The sequence below is a fragment of the Roseobacter sp. AzwK-3b genome, from assembly GCF_000170875.1.
GTDB classification, from domain to species: Bacteria; Pseudomonadota; Alphaproteobacteria; order Rhodobacterales; family Rhodobacteraceae; genus Roseovarius; species Roseovarius litoreus.
The window spans coordinates 14,313-33,799 of record NZ_ABCR01000006.1 but is presented as its reverse complement, the minus strand read 5'-3'; the positions used below and the strand labels follow the sequence as shown (position 1 = coordinate 33,799).

21 protein-coding genes are annotated in these 19,487 nt (G+C 62.2%); 8 read left to right on the top strand and 13 right to left on the bottom strand.

Annotated features, from left to right (window positions below; translation table 11 throughout):
* Positions 1–3: 3 nt before the first annotated feature.
* On the bottom strand, positions 4–669 hold the full coding sequence (locus RAZWK3B_RS11840; RefSeq protein ID WP_007815395.1) for a DsbA family oxidoreductase: 666 nt from the start codon (positions 667–669) through the stop codon (positions 4–6).
* Complete coding sequence (locus tag RAZWK3B_RS11835) at positions 656–2,182, bottom strand: class I adenylate-forming enzyme family protein (protein WP_007815394.1); 1,527 nt, start codon at positions 2,180–2,182, stop codon at positions 656–658. Before RAZWK3B_RS11835 ends, RAZWK3B_RS11840 begins: the two co-directional genes overlap by 14 nt.
* A 66-nt stretch (positions 2,183–2,248) precedes the next feature.
* On the opposite strand from RAZWK3B_RS11835, the gene RAZWK3B_RS11830 reads away from it, so the two are divergent.
* Positions 2,249–2,872 carry a helix-turn-helix domain-containing protein gene (locus tag RAZWK3B_RS11830; RefSeq protein WP_007815393.1) on the top strand — a complete coding sequence of 208 codons (624 nt, stop codon included), beginning with the start codon at positions 2,249–2,251 and terminating at the stop codon, positions 2,870–2,872.
* A 79-nt stretch (positions 2,873–2,951) separates the two neighbouring features.
* On the opposite strand, the gene RAZWK3B_RS11825 is transcribed toward RAZWK3B_RS11830, so the two are convergent.
* Positions 2,952–3,065, bottom strand: a complete 114-nt coding sequence (locus tag RAZWK3B_RS11825) for an entericidin EcnA/B family protein (protein WP_149779736.1) — start codon at positions 3,063–3,065, stop codon at positions 2,952–2,954.
* A 31-nt stretch (positions 3,066–3,096) separates the two neighbouring features.
* Positions 3,097–4,923: an extracellular solute-binding protein gene (locus RAZWK3B_RS11820; protein WP_007815391.1), complete on the bottom strand. Its 1,827-nt coding sequence runs from the start codon at positions 4,921–4,923 to the stop codon at positions 3,097–3,099.
* Between the two features lie 310 nt (positions 4,924–5,233).
* Between RAZWK3B_RS11820 and RAZWK3B_RS11815 the strand changes: the two genes are divergently transcribed.
* Together RAZWK3B_RS11815 and RAZWK3B_RS11810 are read left to right on the top strand one after the other, a co-directional pair.
* A complete protein-coding gene (locus RAZWK3B_RS11815; protein WP_007815390.1) occupies positions 5,234–6,007 on the top strand; it encodes a 3-hydroxybutyrate dehydrogenase in 774 nt (257 codons plus the stop codon).
* A gap of 7 nt (positions 6,008–6,014) precedes the next feature.
* A complete protein-coding gene (locus RAZWK3B_RS11810) occupies positions 6,015–7,037 on the top strand; it encodes a patatin-like phospholipase family protein (RefSeq protein WP_037295703.1) in 1,023 nt (340 codons plus the stop codon).
* Between the two features lie 21 nt (positions 7,038–7,058).
* Here RAZWK3B_RS11810 and RAZWK3B_RS11805 read toward each other — a convergent pair whose 3' ends face one another.
* Entirely contained in the window at positions 7,059–7,751 is a 693-nt protein-coding gene (locus tag RAZWK3B_RS11805) for a DUF502 domain-containing protein (protein ID WP_007815388.1), read from the bottom strand.
* A gap of 101 nt (positions 7,752–7,852) precedes the next feature.
* A complete protein-coding gene (locus tag RAZWK3B_RS11800) occupies positions 7,853–8,782 on the bottom strand; it encodes a pseudouridine-5'-phosphate glycosidase (RefSeq protein ID WP_007815387.1) in 930 nt (309 codons plus the stop codon).
* A gap of 295 nt (positions 8,783–9,077) precedes the next feature.
* Here RAZWK3B_RS11800 and rpsB point away from each other — a divergent pair, with 295 nt between their 5' ends.
* Together rpsB and tsf are read left to right on the top strand one after the other, a co-directional pair.
* Positions 9,078–9,881: a 30S ribosomal protein S2 gene (gene rpsB, locus RAZWK3B_RS11795; RefSeq protein ID WP_007815386.1), complete on the top strand. Its 804-nt coding sequence runs from the start codon at positions 9,078–9,080 to the stop codon at positions 9,879–9,881.
* A gap of 77 nt (positions 9,882–9,958) precedes the next feature.
* Positions 9,959–10,834: a translation elongation factor Ts gene (gene tsf / locus RAZWK3B_RS11790; RefSeq protein WP_007815385.1), complete on the top strand. Its 876-nt coding sequence runs from the start codon at positions 9,959–9,961 to the stop codon at positions 10,832–10,834.
* A gap of 351 nt (positions 10,835–11,185) precedes the next feature.
* On the opposite strand, the gene RAZWK3B_RS11785 is transcribed toward tsf, so the two are convergent.
* Together RAZWK3B_RS11785 and aroQ are read right to left on the bottom strand one after the other, a co-directional pair.
* A complete protein-coding gene (locus RAZWK3B_RS11785) occupies positions 11,186–11,944 on the bottom strand; it encodes a LuxR family transcriptional regulator (RefSeq protein WP_007815383.1) in 759 nt (252 codons plus the stop codon).
* Positions 11,941–12,384, bottom strand: a complete 444-nt coding sequence (gene aroQ / locus RAZWK3B_RS11780) for a type II 3-dehydroquinate dehydratase (protein ID WP_007815381.1) — start codon at positions 12,382–12,384, stop codon at positions 11,941–11,943. Before aroQ ends, RAZWK3B_RS11785 begins: the two co-directional genes overlap by 4 nt.
* A gap of 499 nt (positions 12,385–12,883) precedes the next feature.
* Between aroQ and RAZWK3B_RS11775 the strand changes: the two genes are divergently transcribed.
* Together RAZWK3B_RS11775 and RAZWK3B_RS11770 are read left to right on the top strand one after the other, a co-directional pair.
* Complete coding sequence (locus tag RAZWK3B_RS11775; protein ID WP_007815378.1) at positions 12,884–13,105, top strand: hypothetical protein; 222 nt, start codon at positions 12,884–12,886, stop codon at positions 13,103–13,105.
* Positions 13,095–13,526 carry a hypothetical protein gene (locus tag RAZWK3B_RS11770; RefSeq protein WP_007815376.1) on the top strand — a complete coding sequence of 144 codons (432 nt, stop codon included), beginning with the start codon at positions 13,095–13,097 and terminating at the stop codon, positions 13,524–13,526. Before RAZWK3B_RS11775 ends, RAZWK3B_RS11770 begins: the two co-directional genes overlap by 11 nt.
* A gap of 9 nt (positions 13,527–13,535) precedes the next feature.
* Here the strand turns inward: RAZWK3B_RS11770 and RAZWK3B_RS11765 are convergent, their stop codons facing one another.
* Positions 13,536–14,795 (bottom strand): NAD(P)/FAD-dependent oxidoreductase, encoded by a 1,260-nt coding sequence (locus RAZWK3B_RS11765; protein ID WP_007815375.1) that lies wholly within the window; start codon positions 14,793–14,795, stop codon positions 13,536–13,538.
* Between the two features lie 82 nt (positions 14,796–14,877).
* Positions 14,878–16,101, bottom strand: coding sequence for an acyl-CoA dehydrogenase (locus RAZWK3B_RS11760; protein WP_007815373.1), 1,224 nt, complete (start codon positions 16,099–16,101; stop codon positions 14,878–14,880).
* Between the two features lie 104 nt (positions 16,102–16,205).
* On the opposite strand from RAZWK3B_RS11760, the gene RAZWK3B_RS11755 reads away from it, so the two are divergent.
* Positions 16,206–17,117, top strand: a complete 912-nt coding sequence (locus tag RAZWK3B_RS11755) for a LysR family transcriptional regulator (protein ID WP_037295700.1) — start codon at positions 16,206–16,208, stop codon at positions 17,115–17,117.
* Positions 17,118–17,249: 132 nt separating this feature from the next.
* Here RAZWK3B_RS11755 and phoB read toward each other — a convergent pair whose 3' ends face one another.
* Genes phoB through pstB form a run of 3 tightly spaced genes read right to left on the bottom strand, consistent with a single transcriptional unit; the run spans position 17,250 to position 19,485 of the window.
* A complete protein-coding gene (gene phoB / locus RAZWK3B_RS11750; protein WP_007815369.1) occupies positions 17,250–17,939 on the bottom strand; it encodes a phosphate regulon transcriptional regulator PhoB in 690 nt (229 codons plus the stop codon).
* Positions 17,940–17,956: 17 nt separating this feature from the next.
* A complete protein-coding gene (phoU, locus tag RAZWK3B_RS11745) occupies positions 17,957–18,676 on the bottom strand; it encodes a phosphate signaling complex protein PhoU (RefSeq protein WP_007815367.1) in 720 nt (239 codons plus the stop codon).
* A gap of 11 nt (positions 18,677–18,687) precedes the next feature.
* Positions 18,688–19,485: a phosphate ABC transporter ATP-binding protein PstB gene (gene pstB, locus RAZWK3B_RS11740; RefSeq protein WP_007815365.1), complete on the bottom strand. Its 798-nt coding sequence runs from the start codon at positions 19,483–19,485 to the stop codon at positions 18,688–18,690.
* Between the last annotated feature and the right edge of the window lie 2 nt (positions 19,486–19,487).

Below are 19,487 nucleotides of genomic sequence, written 5' to 3'. Positions count from 1 at the left end.
GGGTCACCCCTTGTCGTTGCCCGGATCATCGCCGCGCGCGATCTGTCCGGTGATCTCGTCGATGACCTTGAGCCACAGATCGGCGGGTTGCGCGCCGGGCACCGCATGCTGGCCCGCCACGATGAAGGTGGGCACCGAGGTAACGCCCATCTCGCGAAAGCGGCTGTCGCGGGCGCGGATCGCATCGAGATCGGCATCGCTGTCCAGCAGGCGACGGATCACGGCGGCGTCCATCTCGAGCCCATCGGCCAGATCAGCCAGAACCTCTGGATCGCCGATATCGCGCCCCTCTTCGAAATAGGCGCGAAACAGCGCCATGACCATCGGTGTCTGGCGGTCCTCGATCCCGGCCCAATGGATCAGGCGATGGGCATCCAGCGTGTTTGGGGTGCGGGTGATCGCCTCGAAATTCAGGGAAAGCCCGGCCTCCTGCGCCTTTTCAAGCACGGGCATATAGGCTTTGACCGCGCCCTCCTTGCCGCCGAACTTGGCCTCGAGATAGGTGCGGCGGTCCATGCCTTCGGGCGGCATGTCGGGATTGAGCTGGAAGGGATGCCATTCCAGCGTGAAGGGATGATCGGGGCGCGCGGCAAGGGCGGCGTCCAGATAGGTCTTGCCGATATAGCACCACGGGCAGATCGGGTCGGAAATGATGTCAAGCTTGACCATTGAGGGCCTCGTAGATCGGCCGCAATTTGCGGCGCAGGAGTTTGCCATTGGCCCCGGTCGGCAGAGCATCGACATGGATATAGGCGCGGGGCCGCTTGTAGGCGGCAAGGCTGTCCGAGACGTAGGCATCAAGGGCGGCGTCGTCCACCCTTTGCGGCGCGGTATAGAACGCCATGATGACGCGCAGATCGGGCTTCACCTCGATATCGGTGACGGCGCTTTGGGTGATGGCAGGATGATGGTTGAGCACCATTTCCACCTCGATGGGCGACACGCGGATGCCGCCTGCGTTCATCATGTCGTCCGAGCGGCCAAGATAGGTGATATCGCCCGCAGCGTCCATCACGCCCTGATCTCCGGTCAGGAACCAGTCGCCCTGAAAGCGGGCGTGCGTTTCGTCGGGCGCATCGAGATAGCCCAGCATCAGGCCCGGATCACTGCGGTGAATGGCGATGGTGCCTTCGGCGTCATGCGCCACGGGACCGTCCGGGCCAAGGATCGCCACACGACGGCCCGGTTGTGGGCGGCCCAGCGTGCCGGGGGTGGCCGGATGATCGGGGCTGGCGGAGATGAAGGTGGAGCATTCCGACATCCCGTAAGCCTCGTGGATGGGGGTGCCGGTGGCGTCTTGCCAGTGCTGGCGGATATTTTCCGAGAGTTTTTCGCCGGCGACAAGGCCATGGCGCAGCTTGGGCAAGGGGGGCATCGGCGCGCTGCCCAGCATCTTGCGATAGACACCGGGGGCGGCGGCGAAGATCGTGGCGTCATGGCGCTTGAGCAGCAGCGGCAGTTGCGCGGGGTCTGTGCCGGCTTCGGGAATGAGGGCGGTGGCGCCCATGGTCCAGGGGTCCATCAGCCCGGTGCCGAGCGTATAGGTCCAGTTGAAGGCGCCGGCATGGAGCAGGCGGTCATCGCGGCAGAGCCCATACCAACCCTGCATCATCATGCCCCGCGCCCAGATGGCCCGATGCGCATGACATACCGCGCGCGGCACGCCCGAGGTGCCCGACGTGTAGATGATGTAGCCCAGCCTGTCGGGATCACCCATCTGCCAGTCGGCGGGTGGCAGATCGCGCATCTCGGTAAGTGCCGTGGTGTCGATCACCGGGATCGCGGTGTCGGGGCAGGCGATGCCCGGCCCAAGCAGGATCGCCGCCGGGTCCAGCGTGGCGATCATCGCGGCCACCTCGGGTTCGGTGAGCTGCGACGAGGTGGGTACCGGCACCAGACCCACGGCAAGCGCGCCCAGATAGGCGATCGGGAAATCGACGGTATTGCCGAGCCGCATGAGCACGATGTCTCCGGGCTGCAGACCGGAGTTCAAAAGGCCGGTTCCGGTGCCCAGAACGGCGGCCTTGAGGCGCGCATAGCTCCAGCGTTCGGCGCCGGTCAGGCGCAAGACGGCGAGCGCGATCTTGTCGGGCGTCTCGTCGGCCCGGGCAAGGACATGCGCCGCAAGATTGAACGGCGACGGACAGGCAGGGAAGGGATCGGGACGGGTTTCTGAGATCATTCTGTCGGAGTATGCCGGGCGCCCTTCAGTTGCAAGTGGCGAGGGCTGGGCTTATAGGATTTCACCATGCAGCGCACGACACCTGAAAACCTGATCCGCGTGGCCCGCGAAAGCGGCCGGGAAGAGACCGGCGAACCGCTCAACCTTGGGGAGCGGGTTCGAGACCTGCGCAAGTCGCGCGGCTGGACGCTGGAGCAGGCGGCCAGTCAGGCGGGGCTGGCGCGCTCGACCCTGAGCAAGATCGAAAACGGTCAGATGTCGCCCACCTATGAGGCGCTCAAGAAGCTGGCGGTGGGTCTTGAGATATCGGTGCCGCAGCTTTTCACGCCGCCGCAGCGCGAAAAGATCAGCGGGCGCATGTCGGTGACCAAGGCCGGCGAGGGCCAGCATCAGGCCACCACCACCTATGAGCATGTCTTGCTTGGGGAGGCGCTGACCAAGAAGAAGATGCTGCCCTACCGCGCCCGCATCCGGGCGCGGCACATGGACGAGTTCGATGGCTGGGTGCGCCATGACGGCGAGGAATTCCTATACGTGCTGACCGGGGTGATCCGGCTTTACACGGAATTCTACGAGGCGATCGAGATGCGCCGGGGCGACAGCGCCTATTACGACGCCACGATGGGGCATAACGTGATCTCGGTCAGTGACGAGGATGCCACGATCCTTTGGGTGACCTCACTGGCGTGACGTCACGAGAAAAGACCCGGCTGGCCGAGGCCAGCAGGGCCGGTCCTGCATGCGTGGCGGACGGGGCGATTGCGCCCGATCAGAACCAGCTCTGAACGCCGCGCGCGGCGCCCGAGATATCCTGCCCGACGCCATCGATTGTGGCGCAGGCGGACAGGGCCACAAGAAGGCCAAGGGCGATCATATGTTTCATGGTGTTGCCTGAGTATCTTTGACTGCTGTTTTTAGTTTTCTTCGAACCACCAGACTTCGGGCAGGAAATGAATTCCATCCCCGTAAATCGGTAAGTTATCCACAGGATACTTCAATTCCTTGAGATGGGCAATCCTGCCCACGGCGTAGTTGTGGATCGGAATCACATAGCGCCCCGCGGTCAGGACCCGGTCGAGCGCGCGGGTGGCCGCGACGAAATCCTCCCGGGTGCGAGAGGTCAGCATCGCGTCGATCATCGCGTCGGCGGCAGGGGACGTCATGCCCATCAGGTTGCGGCTGCCGGGTTGCTCGGCGGCCGCGGACCCCCAATAGAAGCGCTGTTCATTGCCCGGGCTGAGCGACAGGGACCGGCGCATGAAGGTCATGTCGAAGTCGAAGAGCCGCTCGCGCTCGGCATATTGCGCCTTGTCGATGGATTGCACCTGCAGGTCGATGCCCAGACGTTCGAGCGCACGGGCATAGATATCCATGATCGCGGTGGCCTGCTGGATCAGTGCATCCTGCTGCAACAGCACCTCGAGCCGAAAGGGTTGACCTTCGGCGTTGCGCAACGCGCCGTCCTGCACGGTCCAGCCCGCCTCTTCGAGCAGGCCGAGCGCCACGCGCAGATTGCCACGGTTGCGCGCCGAGCCATCGCTGACGGGCAGGCTATAGCCCTCGAGCGCACCGGGCGGCAGGGTGCCTGCGAAGGGCATGAGCAGGTCGCGCACGCGGCCCGTGGCGGGACCGGGTTGCATCCCCAGTTCCGAATTGGAGAAATACGAGGTGATCCTGGGCTGCAGGCCGCCGGTCAGGGTGTCGTTGATATACTCGAAGTTGAACGCCAGAATGAGCGCCTCGCGGACGCGCCAGTCATCCAGAGGCGGGCGGCGGGTGTTCATCACGAAACCCGTCATGCCCGAGGGCTTGGAGTGGGGGATCTCGGATTTGACGATATCGCCCGATTGCACGGCCGGAAAATCATACTGCGTGTTCCAGCGTTCGGCGTTGAATTCGCGGATATAGGAGAGCGCCTGCGCCTTGAATGCCTCCTGCATCACGGTGTTGTCGCCGTAAAATTCGATGCGGATCTCGTCGAAATTCGAGATGCCGCGGCGCAGCGGCAGATCGGCGCCCCAGTAATCGGGGTTGCGCTTTAGCACGAGGAAACGGCCGAATTCATGGCTGTCGATCACATAGGGCGCAGAGCCTATGGGCGCCTCGTCAGGGGGGGTATCGGCGAAATCGCGCCCCGCCCATTGGGATTTCTGCAAGATCGGGCGCAGACCGGCGATGAGCGCCAATTCGCGGTCCTCTTCGGCGAAGGTGAGACGGACGGAGCGCGGACCGGTCTGTTCTATCGAGGCGGTCTGATCGTGAAAACCGCGATAGCGGGGATGACCGGCGGTGCCGAGGCTTTCGTAGGACCAGATGACATCCTCGACGGTGACGGGGCTTCCATCCGAGAAACGCGCCTCGGGGCGCAGGGTGAATTCGACCCATTCACGATTCGGGCCAGTCTCGACCGATTCGGCCAGAAGGCCGTAAAGCGTGAACGGCTCGTCCCAGGATCGGCCCATCAGCGACTCGTGCGTGAGGAAGCGCAATTGCCACGGAGGACTGCCCCTGAGGGTGAACGGGTTGAGCGAATCGAAGCTGCCGACATTGCCGGTGACGATCCGCCCGCCTTTGGGGGCATCGGGATTGGCGTAGGGCAGGGACACAAAATCCGGTGGGAGTGCCGGCTCTCCATACATAGCTATGCCATGCGCAGGCTCGGCATGGGCGGACTGCATGGCCGGGACGAGGGCGAGAAACGCCGCGACGACACCCGCCAGAGAGAAAAAATCCGATCTCATTTCAGCAACAATTCCTGTTCGTCCTTATCCGCTTGAGCTTGGACCGTAGAGGCGGATTCACGTCTTTTCAAACTTTTAGCTTGGATCGCGGCGCCAGATTGCTTATAAAGGGATCACTGCTCGATAGGTTTCTTGCCTGTATGAAACCTGCCTCAATAACTTAACGCCGGCTTCGTGCCGGCGTTTTTTTTTGGCCAGGTGGTCCGTCATCCTTTGTCCGCTTTCCCGTGCAATTCGCACGCGCAGCAATTATGCTGCGCCCGCACAGGTCTGCCATAAAGGGCGGGCGGGAACCACAGGAGATCGAGACATGGGCATTTCAGGCAAGACCGCAATCGTGACGGGATCGACCTCCGGGATCGGACTAGGCATCGCCGAGGAGCTGGCCCGCAACGGCGCGAACGTGATCCTGAATTCCTTCACCGACACCGAGGAAGATCATGCCATCGCCGACCGGCTGGCGCGCGATCATGGAATCAGTGCGCGGTATATCCGCGCCGATATGTCCAACCCCGAAGCCTGCCGGGCGCTGGTGGAACAGGCGGGCGCTTGTGATATTCTGGTGAACAATGCCGGTGTTCAGCATGTGGCGCCCATCGACCAGTTCCCGACCGAGAAATGGGACATGATTATCGCGATCAACCTCAGCTCGGCCTTTCATACGACGGCGGCGGCGCTGCCGCTGATGCGCAAGGCGGGCTGGGGCCGGGTCATCAATATTTCCTCAGCGCATGGTCTGACGGCGAGCCCCTACAAGGCGGCCTATGTCGCGGCCAAGCATGGGGTGATCGGACTGACCAAGGTGACCGCGCTGGAGACGGCGCAAGAGCCGATCACCGCCAATGCGATCTGCCCGGGCTATGTGCTGACCCCGCTGGTCGAGGCGCAGATCCCCGACACGATGAAGCAATACGACATGTCGCGCGAGGATGTGATCCGCAACGTCCTGCTGGAGCGGCAACCGTCCAAGGAATTTGCCACGATCAAACAGTTGGGCGGAACGGCGATGTATCTGTGCTCGGATGCGGCGGCGCAGGTGACGGGCACCACGATCAGCGTCGATGGCGGCTGGACGGCGCTGTGAGCCGCGCATGAGCCAGAAGAAACGGATCAACCTGGCCTTGCAGGGCGGGGGCGCGCATGGGGCGTTTACCTGGGGCGTTCTGGACCGTCTGCTCGAGGATGATGGGATCGAGATCGCGGGTATCTCGGGCACATCGGCGGGGGCCTTGAATGGCGCGGCGTTGAAATCGGGGATGCTCGAAGGCGGGCATGAGGGCGCCCGGGAAAACCTGACGTGGCTCTGGGAGCAGATGGGTGCCACGCGCGATATCCGGATGCCTGCATGGATGGCGGGCGCGATGCCGGCGCCGGGGGCTGTGAGTGCTGCGCTGGAAGCCTCGGTGCCGTTTGCGATGGTCGATGCGATGACGCGGGCCGTATCGCCTTATGCCTATGGGCCGTTCTATGTGAACCCGCTGGAACGGATCGCCGCGCAGTTTCATTATGACAAGGTCTGTTCCGACGCCGGGCCGCGCTTTTTCGTGGGCGCGACGAATGTGCATAACGGCAAGATCCGGGTGTTTACGGGGGATGACATCTCGACCGACAGCCTGCTGGCCTCGGCGTGCCTTCCGACGCTGTTCAAGGCGGTCGAGATTGACGGCGAGCATTACTGGGACGGGGGATATACCGGCAACCCGGCGCTGTTCCCGCTTTTTGCGCCGGAGCTGCCCGAGGATATCCTGATCGTGCATATCAACCCGCTGGTGCGCGAGGATGTGCCCAAAAGCCCGCAGGAGATCCAGAACCGGATCAAAGAGATCAGCTTCAACTCATCGCTGCTGCGCGAATTGCGGGCCATCGGATTTGTCCAGCGCTTGCTGGAGGATGGCAGCCTGACGCCCGGGTCGATGAAGCGGGTGCATGTGCATATGATTGCCGATGACGTGCTGATGCGCGAGCTGTCGGTAGCGAGCAAGCTGATGCCGACGCCCTATCTGCTGCACAGGTTGCGCGATGCGGGATATGCGGCGGCTGAGGGGTTTCTGGAGCGGCATCGCGACGATCTGAACCAGCGCAGCAGCGTTGATCTGGCAGCGATGTACAATTGAGGCAGATTGCCTTTTGTAAAGCTATTTCAGGTTCTTGTGCTTGTCTTTTGAAGTGGATTCCCCGGGGTAGACAAGCCCCGCCGAGATCACCAGCTTGGCCGCGTCTTCAACGCTCATCGACAGCTCCACCACATCCTCACGCGGGAAGTAGAGCAGAAAGCCGCTGGTCGGGTTCGGCGTTGTGGGGACGAACACGCTGAGAAGTTCCGAGACGGTGTCCACCTTGCCCGCGATTTCGCCCTTTGCCGTGGTCGAGATGAAGCCGATCGCCCAGATGCCCTTGCGCGGGTATTGCACGAGGCAGGCCTTTTCGAAGCTGCGCTCGGACTGGGCGAAGACCGTCTCAGCGATCTGCTTGACGCCGGAATAGATCGAGCGGACCACCGGCATCCGGTTCACGACGGATTCAGCGAAGCGGATCAAGGACTTGCCGATCAAACCTTTGGCGATCCATCCAACGATGATGGTAAACACAAGGAAGATGATGACGCCGACGCCGCGCAGGTTGATGCCGATGTAATGCTCGGGGCGGAGATTGGCGGGGATCAGGGGCAGCACGAAGCTGTCGACCCAGCCCATCAGCGTCCAGATCAGCCATATGGTCATGGCCACCGGCAGGATTACGACAAGCCCGGTCAGGAAACTGGCCCGGATGCCGGCGAACATGCCGGGTTTGCGGGGTGGTTGCGGAGTGTCGTCGAACGGCGTTGTCATGACATATGTCTGCTCAGGAAAAGACCATCGGCTGTCTAGGATGTTTCGCTGTCTGCTACAATGGGCTTGGCCGCGAGGCGCTGCAATAGCGTGTTAAATGCTTATATTTCAGGCAGTTCTGCATCGTCGCTGACCGCGGCGATCGCGATGCGCGCGGCCAGCCGGGCATTCGCATGGATCAGCGCGACATTGGCGCTCAGCGAGGCGCCGTCGGTCATCTCGGAGATGCGGCGCAGAAGAAAGGGTGTCACGGCCTTGCCGGTGATGCCTTGGGCATCGGCCTCGGATTGTGCGGCGGCGATCAGGGGCTCGAGAGTTTCACGAGGAATTTCAGCATCTTGCGGGATGGGGTTCACGACAAGCTGCCCGCCGGGCAGGCCAAGCGCAGCGCGCATCCGATGGGCGAGGGCGATCCGGGCCGGGCAGTCCATGCGCAAGGGTGCGGGCAGACCGGAGTCGGCGGACCAGAAGGCGGGGAAGGCATCCTGCCCGAAGGCGATTACGGGAACGCCCAGAGTTTCCAGTGTTTCCAATGTCTTGGGTAGATCGAGGATGGCTTTGGCCCCGGCACAGACCACGGTCACGGGGGTTTGCGAAAGTTCGGTCAGGTCGGCCGATATATCGAATGTCTCGGAGGCGCCGCGATGCACGCCGCCGATCCCGCCGGTCGCGAAGACGGTGATCCCGGCGCGCGCGGCACAGATCATGGTCGCCGCCACCGTGGTGGAGCCGGTGCCACCCATCGCCATGCAGGCGGCCAGATCGGCGCGGCTGAGCTTGGCGACGTCAGGTTTTTGTGCAAGGGTTTCAATCTCTTGGCGGGTGAGACCGACCCTGATTTTGCCATCAGTCACGGCGATCGTGGCCGGGATCGCCCCGGCATCGCGGACCGCCTGTTCGACCGACAACGCGGTGTCGACATTGCGCGGAAACGGCAGGCCATGGGTGATGATCGTGGATTCCAGCGCCACGACCGGCAGGCCGGTTTGCAGCGCATCGCGGATCTCGGGGCTGGGGTAAAGAAGGGGCATTGCGGGCCTCCGAGGGCGGGATGTCGAATCGGGCGCAGGCCCCCTTGGGAAAGCTTAGACTATCCGATCGGTATCACATCGGTATCGCGTCGGTATCCTGTCGGTGCGAAAACCGCGCCTCGAAAGCCGCCGAGGCGGGCAGGGGGGTTGCGCCCACCCTGGGGCTGGTCTATAGGCACCGCACTTACACCCGCAGGCATGGGCGGGCTGTCAGGGGAGACATCCCTGTCGGTCCACCGGTTGAAGCAAACGCTTCTCATCCCGTGCCGAGGCTTAAACCGGAAAGGAAACGGACATGGCTCTTCCCGAGTTCACCATGCGTCAGCTGCTTGAAGCCGGCGTTCACTTCGGCCACCAGACGCAGCGTTGGAACCCCCGTATGGGCGAGTTCATCTATGGCGCGCGCAACGGGATTCACATCATCGACCTGACACAGACGGTTCCGATGCTCGACGCGGCGCTGAACGCGATCCGCGACGTCGTCTCGAAGGGCGGGCGCATCCTGTTCGTCGGCACCAAGCGTCAGGCCGCACAGCCGGTGGCGGACGCCGCCGACCGCTGCGCACAGTATTACATGAACCACCGCTGGCTGGGTGGCACGCTGACCAACTGGCAGACCGTGTCGCAGTCGATCAAGCGCCTCAACGAGATCGACGAGATCCTGGGTGCCGGTGCAGGTGGTCTGACCAAGAAAGAGCGTCTTGGCATCGAGCGCGACCAGCAGAAGCTGCAGGCGAGCCTTGGCGGTATCCGCGAAATGGGCGGTCTGCCGGACATGCTTTTCGTGATCGACGTCAAGAAAGAGGCGCTGGCCGTCGCCGAAGCCAACAAGCTGGGCATCCCGGTCGTCGCGATCGTCGACACCAACTGCTCGCCCGACGGCGTGGATTACATCATCCCCGGCAATGACGATGCCGCGCGCGCCATCTCGCTTTATTGCGATCTGGTGAGCCGCACTGCTCTGGATGGCACCGCCGTGCAGCTTGGCGCCGCTGGCGTCGATCTGGGCGGGATGGTCGAGGCTCCTGTCGAAGAGGCCGCCGCCGAGGAAGCTCCGGCTGCCGAAGAGGCCAAGACCGAGCAGGCTGCCGAAGGCTGAGCCGCTTTCATCAAAACAACATGGGGGCCGGGCTATCCCGCCCCCTGCATATTCAGACGATTCCAAGGAGAGCCCAGATGGCTATCACTGCTGCACAGGTGAAAGAGCTGCGCGATACGACCGGCGCAGGCATGATGGACGCCAAGAAGGCGCTGACCGAGACCGATGGTGACATGGAAGCCGCCGTTGATTGGCTGCGCACCAAGGGTCTGGCCAAAGCCGCCAAGAAATCCGGCCGCACCGCGGCCGAAGGTCTTGTCGCGGTCAATGTCGAGGGCGGCAAGGGCGTCGCCGTCGAGGTGAACGCCGAGACCGACTTTGTCGCCAAGAACGCCGATTTCCAGGATATGGTCGGCAAGATCGCCGGTGTCGCCATCGGCACGTCGGATATCGACGCGCTGAAGGCAGCCGCGCTGGATGGCAAGACCGTCGAAGAGGTCATCACCGCCAAGATCGCCACCATCGGCGAGAACATGTCGCTGCGCCGCATGGCCACGATCGAAGGCGACACCGTGGTGTCCTATGTCCATAACGCCATGGCTGATGGCATGGGCAAGATCGGCGTTCTGGTCGCGCTGAAAGGTGGCGATGAGGCCTTTGGCCGTCAGGTCGCCATGCATATCGCCGCGACCAACCCCGCCGCGCTGAACGAGGCCGAGCTTGACCCCGCCGTGGTCGAGAAGGAACGCCAGGTCCAGATCGACATCGCCCGCGAATCCGGCAAGCCGGAAGAGGTGATCGAGAAGATGATCGTCGGCCGCATGAAGAAGTTCATGGCCGAAGTCACGCTGCTGGGTCAGCAATTCGTCATCAATCCCGACCTGACGGTCGAGGCCGCCGCGAAGGAAGCGGGCGCCGAGGTTCTGGGCTATGTGCGCCTTGAAGTCGGCGAAGGCATCGAGAAGAAGGAAGAGGATTTCGCGGCCGAGGTGGCCAAGGTCGCCCAGGGCTGATCTTTCCACCACGTGATGTGCAAAATTCAATGCCGCCCCGATCACTCGGGGCGGCATCTTACATTTCCGACGCTTCACTTGGGGAATGAAGACGGACAGCACACAAAAATACACTTCCGGGTTCGCCGGAAAAATAGTCCGACTGACGGCACGATCAATAGAACCGCCAGCCGGGGTCCAGTAAAACTGGAAGGGCGGAGAGCTTCGGAATGCGCGAAGAGTCCCGCCCCATTGTTCCCGGGCAAAAAACGCCACCACTCACGGAACATGCGCAGTGTGCATGTCTGGAGACCTGTGCAAAAGTAGTGGAATCCATACCTTTCGATGTTTTTTTTGATCTTTTGTTCCAGATTATGGGTCAAGAACGAACATCTGGTTCTGAAAAGCTGCCTTCAAAACGGCCTGGGCCGTGGTCTCGACGTTCAACGAGTCGCGTGCAAGGCGTAGGTGTTTTTCGACTGTGGCGGGGGTCAGGCCCATCAGAACGGCGATATCCTGAATGGTCTTGCCATCGCCGACCCAGGCCAGAACCTCGCGTTGGCGCCGGGTCAAGGTGCGGCCCTTCGTGGTGTAGGGCAGGGTGAGGATGCGCAGGTGAACCACGTTGTTGAGCGTAAGGATTTCATGCCCGTACTTGGCCCAGATGGCATCGACTGCCGGCTGATCCAAGTCTCGGCGGGCCGTCAGGGCGATGGCGCCCTTGCTGCGCGGCGTGACGGATTTGAAGCTGATCGAATACCCGGCAGTCACGCCGTGGCGCCGGTTGAATTCAATCACCTTGCGTTCCGCTTCAGACATGCCGCCGGACAGCTTCCTGTCGGCCATCACCGACCATGAGCAAGCGCCCTCATTGTCGAGCGCCCATTTGACCATCGGGGCATAGAAATAGAGACCTTCGCCGATAAACACATCCGCGTAATCCTGGTGATGATTGGTCAACAAGACGAAATCGTCGGGATCCCCGAGCGAGGTTTCGGTGCGGTAGCGGGTGTAGCCATACATGATCCGGTCGAACCCGTAATCGGCCATGCGCCGGGTGTGGATCTTCCAGACTTCTTCGACGCTGGAGACGTTGATGATTTCGTTGATGACCGCTGTGCTGACCGTCATGAAGCGCGCTCCAGGTGTCCGACCATGGCGTCGAGCGCCAGTTCGTACCCCTGGGCGCCGAAGCCGCAGATTATACCGATCGCGACTCGTGAAATATAAGACTGATGACGGAACGCCTCACGCGCCTGGATATTGGACAAGTGCAATTCGATCGCCGGAATTTCGACCGAGCTGAGCGCATCCATCAGCGCGATGGAGCTGTGGGTGTATGCACCTGCATTGAGAATGATCCCGTGATGCGTGCCGCGCGCCGCATGGATCGCGTCGATCAGAGCACCTTCGGAATTGTCCTGCTGAAACGCCAGATCGACCGACAGGGCCTTGGCACGGGCGCGGCACATCGCTTCGATATCGGCCAGCGTGGTGGTTCCGTAGACATCAGGTTGCCGTGTGCCGAGCAAGTTCAGATTGGGCCCGTTGAGGATCAGGATCGAGGTCATTGGAGCGTTTCCTTGTTGGCACGTGTTTTAGCGCGCTGTCATGGCCCGTGTCGAGAGCGCGATGAGGCGGCAATGGCGTTTCGCTCGTGATCTGCGGCATTGATGCCGCTAGGGTCAGGCGCGCATGAAACGGCTGATTTACCTAAACAGTGCCTTTCAACGGATTGTTTTTCAACAGGATAAATCGTGGCGGTGTCATATCCTGACCATACAATATATTTACATAATAGTGATTATGCGCCTTATGTCATGATCCATATCGGATGGTGCCCAGACATGCCTGCGACCCGATTGGCCATCACCCGTGACCCGGCTCCCCCGGTGGATCGGTCATCGTCTCAATCTGCGCCTCATTGACGGATGATAATGTCAGCGCGGCTTTGCTGGTCCTATCATAGACGCACTGCATTTCGCAAAAATCTATGAGTCAGGTTTTTTGCGCAACGCTTTAGGGAACCGCAGCACATGCGGAGCGTATGAGCGACAAGGATGCCACGGTATGGCGGATATCTTGGGACAGATTTTCGGGGAACGGATGAGAATACAGCGGCGCATGGTGGCGGCTGTCTGCCTCTGGTGCCGCGTTCTGCGCCCCACCCTGTCGGGATCGTTCAACACATATTTCTGGGAAATCACGCCGTTTGGCAGGCCGGAGACAACCGGCGCCATGGCGTTCGGCGCGCGCACCACGAGCACGGAGGGGAACAGATATGCGGCTTAGGATCATCACACCAAAGCGTGTTGTTCTGGACACCGAGGTCAGCCAGGTTTTCGGCCAGGGCAGTCAGGGGGCGTTCGGGCTTTGGGCTGGTGACATGGATTGCCTGTCGGATCTGGTGCCGGGTGTTTTGAGGTATCAGGCACAGGGAGGGCCGCTCGGCCATGTGGGGCTCACTGGGGGCATTCTTGTCAAGAAAGGGTCTGTTGTGAATGTCACGACGCGCAACGCCTATTTGAGCGATGACCCCGCCGAGGCCGCGCGGCGCATCAGGGCTGAGCGGCGCGATGCGGAGGAGGCCGACAGGCTCGAGTGTGAGGCGCTGGCCATGCTGGACGCCGAGATGCAACGCCAGTTGGTCATGTTTGACAGGCCGGCCACTTATGCGGCTCAGGCTGCGCTATCGGATCTTGGCAAGGGATGAGACCCGCGATCAGCGGCGCGCCGATACGGCGTGCACAAGGCGCGCGCCGGTCTCGTAGAATGCGGTCTTGAGGCCCGGAAGCCTTTCGATATGCGCGTCCACGGGGTCGAGCGGCAAATGGCTGTCATCCCCCGTCAGCAAAGCATGTGCCGCGGCCTGCCCAAAAGCGGTGCCGGGGGCGATCCCACGGCCCGAATAGCCGAAGATCGACAGCGCATCGGGACCGATCCGCAGGATGCGCGGCAGATGGTCCGATGTCATCGAGATCTGCCCGGCCCATTGATGGGTGATTTCGGCATCGGCCAGTTGCGGGAAAAGCTGCGCCAGCTTGCGCCGCGCCCATCCTGCCTGCACGCCGGTATCATCTCCCATGCCGCCAAGGATCACCCTCCCCGCCGCATCCCGGCGCAAGGACGACATGATGAGGCCGGTATCCCAGCACCCTTCCCCGCCCGGCAAAATGTCTCGGGAAATGTTGTTTCCGAGGGGGGCGGTGGCGAGTTGGAAGTAATTGACCTTGGGTACATGAGGTAATGTCATATGAGAGACGGGCCGGTGATAAGCGTTGGTGGCCACCAGAAGCGCCTTGGTGCGCAGCGTGGCGTCGTTGCTGCGGATGATCCAGTGATCGTCCTGCCGGGTGATCGCGGTGGCGGGACTGTGCTCGAAGAGACGCGCGCCGAGGGACTGGGCGGCGCGGGCCAGACCACGGACATAGGCCAAGGGCTGAACCGTCCCTGCCCTTGCATCATGGAGCGCGCCATGAAAGCCGGAGGTGCCGGTGCGGGCCGCAGTCTCGGTTGGGTCCAGCACGGTGACCGGCGCGTTGCGGCGGATCAACTGGGCGTGTCGGGCCTTGAGCTGTGCCAATCCGCGTGGCGCATGGGCGAGGTGCAAGGTGCCCGCGCGGCACGGTTCGCAGGCGATATCATGTTGTGAAATAAGGTCAAATACCAGATCTGGAGCCGACGCCAGAACGGTATTGAGCCGCTCACCCGCCTCGGTGCCGAGCGTGTCGCAGACCGTATCGGGCGGCAACCACAGACCAGCATTGACCAGCCCGACATTCCGCCCCGAGCCGCCATGGCCGATGGTGTCAAACTCCAGCAAAACAACGTCCGCGCCCTGCCCCGCGGCCTTTAGTGCTGCAGTGCAGCCGGTGAAGCCGCCGCCGATGACCAGCAGATCGCATGACAGATCGCCCGACACAGGCGGGGCGGAAAAGGTTTCGGTGGCGCTGTCACGCCAGAGGGAGCCGAGATCGGGCATCGTGGTCACCGTGAGAGTTGCACGAGCCACGGTAGCGCGTACAGGGCCAGACGCAACAGGCGAAAGGCCCTGCGGCGCGGTATCAGAAGAACGCCTGCAAGCCGGTCTGAGCGCGTCCGAGGATCAGGGCGTGAACGTCATGCGTGCCTTCATAGGTGTTCACGGTCTCGAGGTTCATCATATGGCGAATGACTTGATATTCCTCGGAAATTCCATTGCCGCCATGCATGTCGCGGGCCATGCGCGCGATGTCGAGCGCCTTGCCGCAATTGTTGCGCTTGATGAGGCTGATCATCTCGGGCGCGGCGCTGGCTTCGTCCATCAGGCGACCGACGCGCAGTGCGGCCTGCAGACCCAACGTCACCTCTGTTTGCATATCGGCAAGCTTTTTCTGGAAAAGCTGAGTCTGGGCCAGAGGGCGGCGGAACTGATGACGGTCGAGACCATATTGACGGGCGGCGTGCCAGCAAAACTCGGCCGAACCCATGACACCCCAGGCGATGCCATAGCGCGCCCGGTTGAGACAGCCGAACGGCCCCTTGAGCCCCTCGACATTGGGCAGCAAGGCATCTTCACCGACCTCGACGCCATCCATCACGATCTCGCCAGTGACCGAGGCGCGAAGGCTTTGTTTTCCTGTAATTTTCGGGGCGCTGAGGCCCTTTGCGCCCTTGTCGAGAATGAAGCCCTTGATCTTGCCGTCATGGGCTTCGGACTTGGCCCAGACGACAAAGACATCAGCGATGGGCGCATTGGAAATCCACATCTTGGAGCCGGTGAGGCGGTAGCCCGTCGCGGTCTTCTCGGCGCGGGTCTTCATGCCGGCGGGATCCGATCCGGCATCGGGTTCGGTCAGGCCGAAACAGCCGATCAGCTCACCGCTGGCCAATCCCGGCAGGTATTTGAGGCGCTGGTCTTCGCTGCCATAGGCATAGATCGGATACATCACGAGCGAGGATTGCACGCTCATCATCGACCGATAGCCGGAATCGACACGCTCGATTTCGCGGGCAACCAGCCCGTAAGCCACGTAACCTGCGGACAATCCACCATATTCTTCTGGGATCGTGGTGCCCAGAAGGCCCATCTGCCCCATCTCGCGGAAAATGCCGGGATCGGTTTCTTCATTGGCATAAGCGCGGATCACACGCGGCTGCAGCACCTCTTGCGCGAAAGTGCGCGCGCTTTGGGAAATCATCCGCTCTTCTTCAAGCAGTTGATTTTCCATCATAAACGGGTCCTGCCAGTCAAAAGATCCGAGGTCAGGCTTGTCTTTCTGGCGGATGCTGGGCGTGTCGAGGCTCATGGTGTGTCCGTCTTTATGAGGAAATATCGGGTTAATTGGACAATACACCAGATTTCGCGTAAGAAAAAACGCGAATTCCGCATTTATCCATGAGGATTGCGCATATGAGTACCTTACCCCGCCGATTTCTGCCCTCGACCGCCAGCCTGCGGGCGTTGGAAGCGCTGGACCGAATGGGCAGTGCCACGGCGGCGGCAGAGGAGCTGTCGTTGAGCCAGAGCGCGGTGAGCCGGCAGTTGCAAACGCTCGAAGAACAGTTGGGAATCGCCTTGATTATAAGGCAAGGGCGGCGGATGGTGTTGACGCCGGAGGCTGCCAATTATGCCGCCGAGATCCGCGCAGCACTGCACAAGATCAGCCAGGCGACGTTGAAAGTGACGGTTAATCCGGCGGGCGGCAGTCTGAGCCTTGCCATCCTGCCGACCTTCGGGATGCGCTGGCTGGTGCCGCGGCTGGCGGATTTCGCGCGGCGGCACCCGGAGGTGACGATCAACCTTTCGACCCGGATAAAGCCGTTTAACTTCGCCGCAAAACCCTTTGATGCAGCGCTACATTTCGGGCGCGCGGACTGGTCGGGAACGCAGGCTTTGCGGCTGAAGACCGAGGCCGTGATCGCGGTCTGTGCGCCCGAACTTTTGGCGGGGCGCGCGCTCAGCGGGCCGGGTGATCTGTTGGGGTTGCCGCTGTTGCACATCGAAACCCGGCCCGAAGCGTGGCGGGCCTGGTTTGCAGCGCATGGAATCGAGGCGGGACAGGTTACGGGGACGATTTATGACCAGTTTTCAACGATTACGCAGGCGGCGCTGCACGGGTTGGGCGTGGCGCTTTTGCCCGATTACCTGGCCGAACAGGATCTGGCGACGGGGCGGCTGGTGCGGGCCTGGGGCGGTGTGACGGAGACGCCGGGCGCCTATCACCTTGTTTGGCCAGTGGAAAAAGCGCGCGATGCGGCGCTGATCAAGTTTCGGGATTGGCTGAGCACACAGGCTGAGGACGAAGACCCCCTGCCCCGCTGACGTAGCATTCCATGAGGATTGCGCATATAGCCCCAAAACCGACTTGTGTACGATCCGTACGAAACCGACACGGGTTTGGGACGAAACCCGAGCCATTCGCCCGGATTTGTGTCCATCCCGTACGCAAACGCGTTAGCCGAGCGCGTAGCCCGCGCCGCGCACGGTGCGCAGCGGATCGCCGCCGCCATGCTGACAGAGCGCCTTGCGCAGCCGTCCGATATGAACATCGACGGTGCGGGTATCGACATAGATGTCGCGGCCCCAGACCCGGTCGAGCAGTTGTTCGCGCGACCAGACGCGGCCAGGCTTTTCCATGAAGGTCGAGAGCAGGCGAAATTCGGTCGGGCCGAGTTTCAGCGGCTTGTCGGAGCGGGTGACGCGGTGGGTTTCGGCATCGAGCACGATATCTTCATATTCCAGACGCTCGCCCACGGCGGAAGGCCGGGAGCGGCGCAGGAGCGCGCGCACGCGGGCCATCAGCTCGATCACGGAATAGGGTTTGACCACGTAATCATCGGCGCCGGTTTCCAGACCGCGCACCCGGTCGACCTCTTCTGAGCGGGCCGAGAGCATGAGGATCGGCACGTTGCGCGTATCGGCGCGGGTCTTGAGCTGGCGGCAGACCTCGATCCCCGAGACATTGGGCAGCATCCAGTCGAGCACGATGATGTCGGGGGCGGCCTCGTCGACGAGCAACAGAGCCTCTTCGCCGTTTTCCGCGGTGGTCACGCGGAACCCGTCGGCTTCGAGATTGTAGCTGAGCACTTCGCGCTGCGCGGGCTCATCCTCGACCAGAAGGACGGAGGGCTGATCGATGGACATGGGTCATGCTTCCTTGTTCAGGCCTTGGGCGCCACGCTGGGGTCAATCGAGGTGCGGTCCTGCTTGGGGCGCACATCGTCGGGCATGTCGCCGGTGACGAGATAGATCACCTGTTCGGCGATGGAGGTGACGTGGTCGCCCATGCGCTCGGTGTTCTTGGCGATGAAATGCAGATGCATGCAGGGCGTGATGTTGCGGGGGTCTTCCATCATGAAAGTCAGGAATTCGCGGAAGAGCGCGTTATACATCTGGTCGATGTCATGGTCGCGATTGACCACGTCGCGGGCCAGATCGGCGTCGCGCTGGATATAGGCGTCAAGCGCGTCGCGCAGCATCTTTTCGACTTCGCGGGCCATACGGCGCAGCGCGACGGTGGAGCCGTTGATCGGCGCCATCTGGGCCAGAACGGTGGTGCGCTTGGCCATGTTCTTGGAATAATCGCCGATCCGTTCGAGGTTGCCGGCGATTTTCATGACGGAGAGGATCAGGCGCAGGTCGATCGCGGTGGGCGCGCGCAGGGCGATGGTGCGGGCGGCTTCTTCGTTGATCTGTTCTTCGAGCGCGTCGATGGCGCGGTCGCCCTGGCGGACCTGTTCGGCGAGCTCTTCGTCGCGGGTTTCCAGAGAGGTGGCGGCGTCGAGGATGGCCTGTTCGACCAGCCCGCCCATCTTCATGATCTGGGCCTGGATGGTTTCGAGATCGCGATCGAAGGCCGAGGCTATATGGGTGTCGGACATCTGAAGGCTCCTTAGCCGATACGGCCGGTGATGTAGCTTTCGGTGCGCTCATCCTCGGGATTGGTGAAGATCTGCCCGGTTTCGCCGAATTCGACGAGATGGCCGAGATGGAAGAAGGCGGTCTTCTGGCTGACGCGCGCGGCCTGCTGCATGGAGTGGGTAACGATGATGACCGAGTAAGACTGGCGCAGCTCGTCAATCAGCTCTTCGACCTGAGCGGTGGCGATGGGATCGAGGGCCGAGCACGGCTCGTCCATCAGAAGAACCTCGGGCGCGGTGGCGACGGCGCGGGCGATGCACAGGCGCTGCTGCTGGCCACCCGACAGGCCGGTGCCGGGGGCGTGAAGGCGGTCCTTGACCTCGTCCCAGATGGCGCCGCGGCGCAGCGCGGTTTCCACGATCTCGTCCAGTTCGGCCTTGGAGCGGGCGAGGCCGTGGATGCGCGGGCCGTAGGCCACGTTGTCGTAGATCGACTTGGGGAACGGGTTGGGCTTCTGAAAGACCATGCCCACCTTGGCGCGCAGCTGCACGGGATCCACGCGCTTGTCGTAGATATCCTCGCCATCAAGGCGGATATCGCCTTCGACGCGGCAGATGTCGATCGTGTCGTTCATCCGGTTCAGGCAGCGCAGGAAGGTCGATTTCCCACAGCCCGACGGGCCGATGAAGGCGGTGACGGTGTTGTCCTCGATTTCAACGGTCACGTCCTTGATGGCGTGGGTGTCTCCGTAATAGACCTGCACATTGCGGGCGGAGAACTTGATGTCTTTTTGGTCCACGTTTCTCTCCAGGCTGGGCGCGTCGTACATGG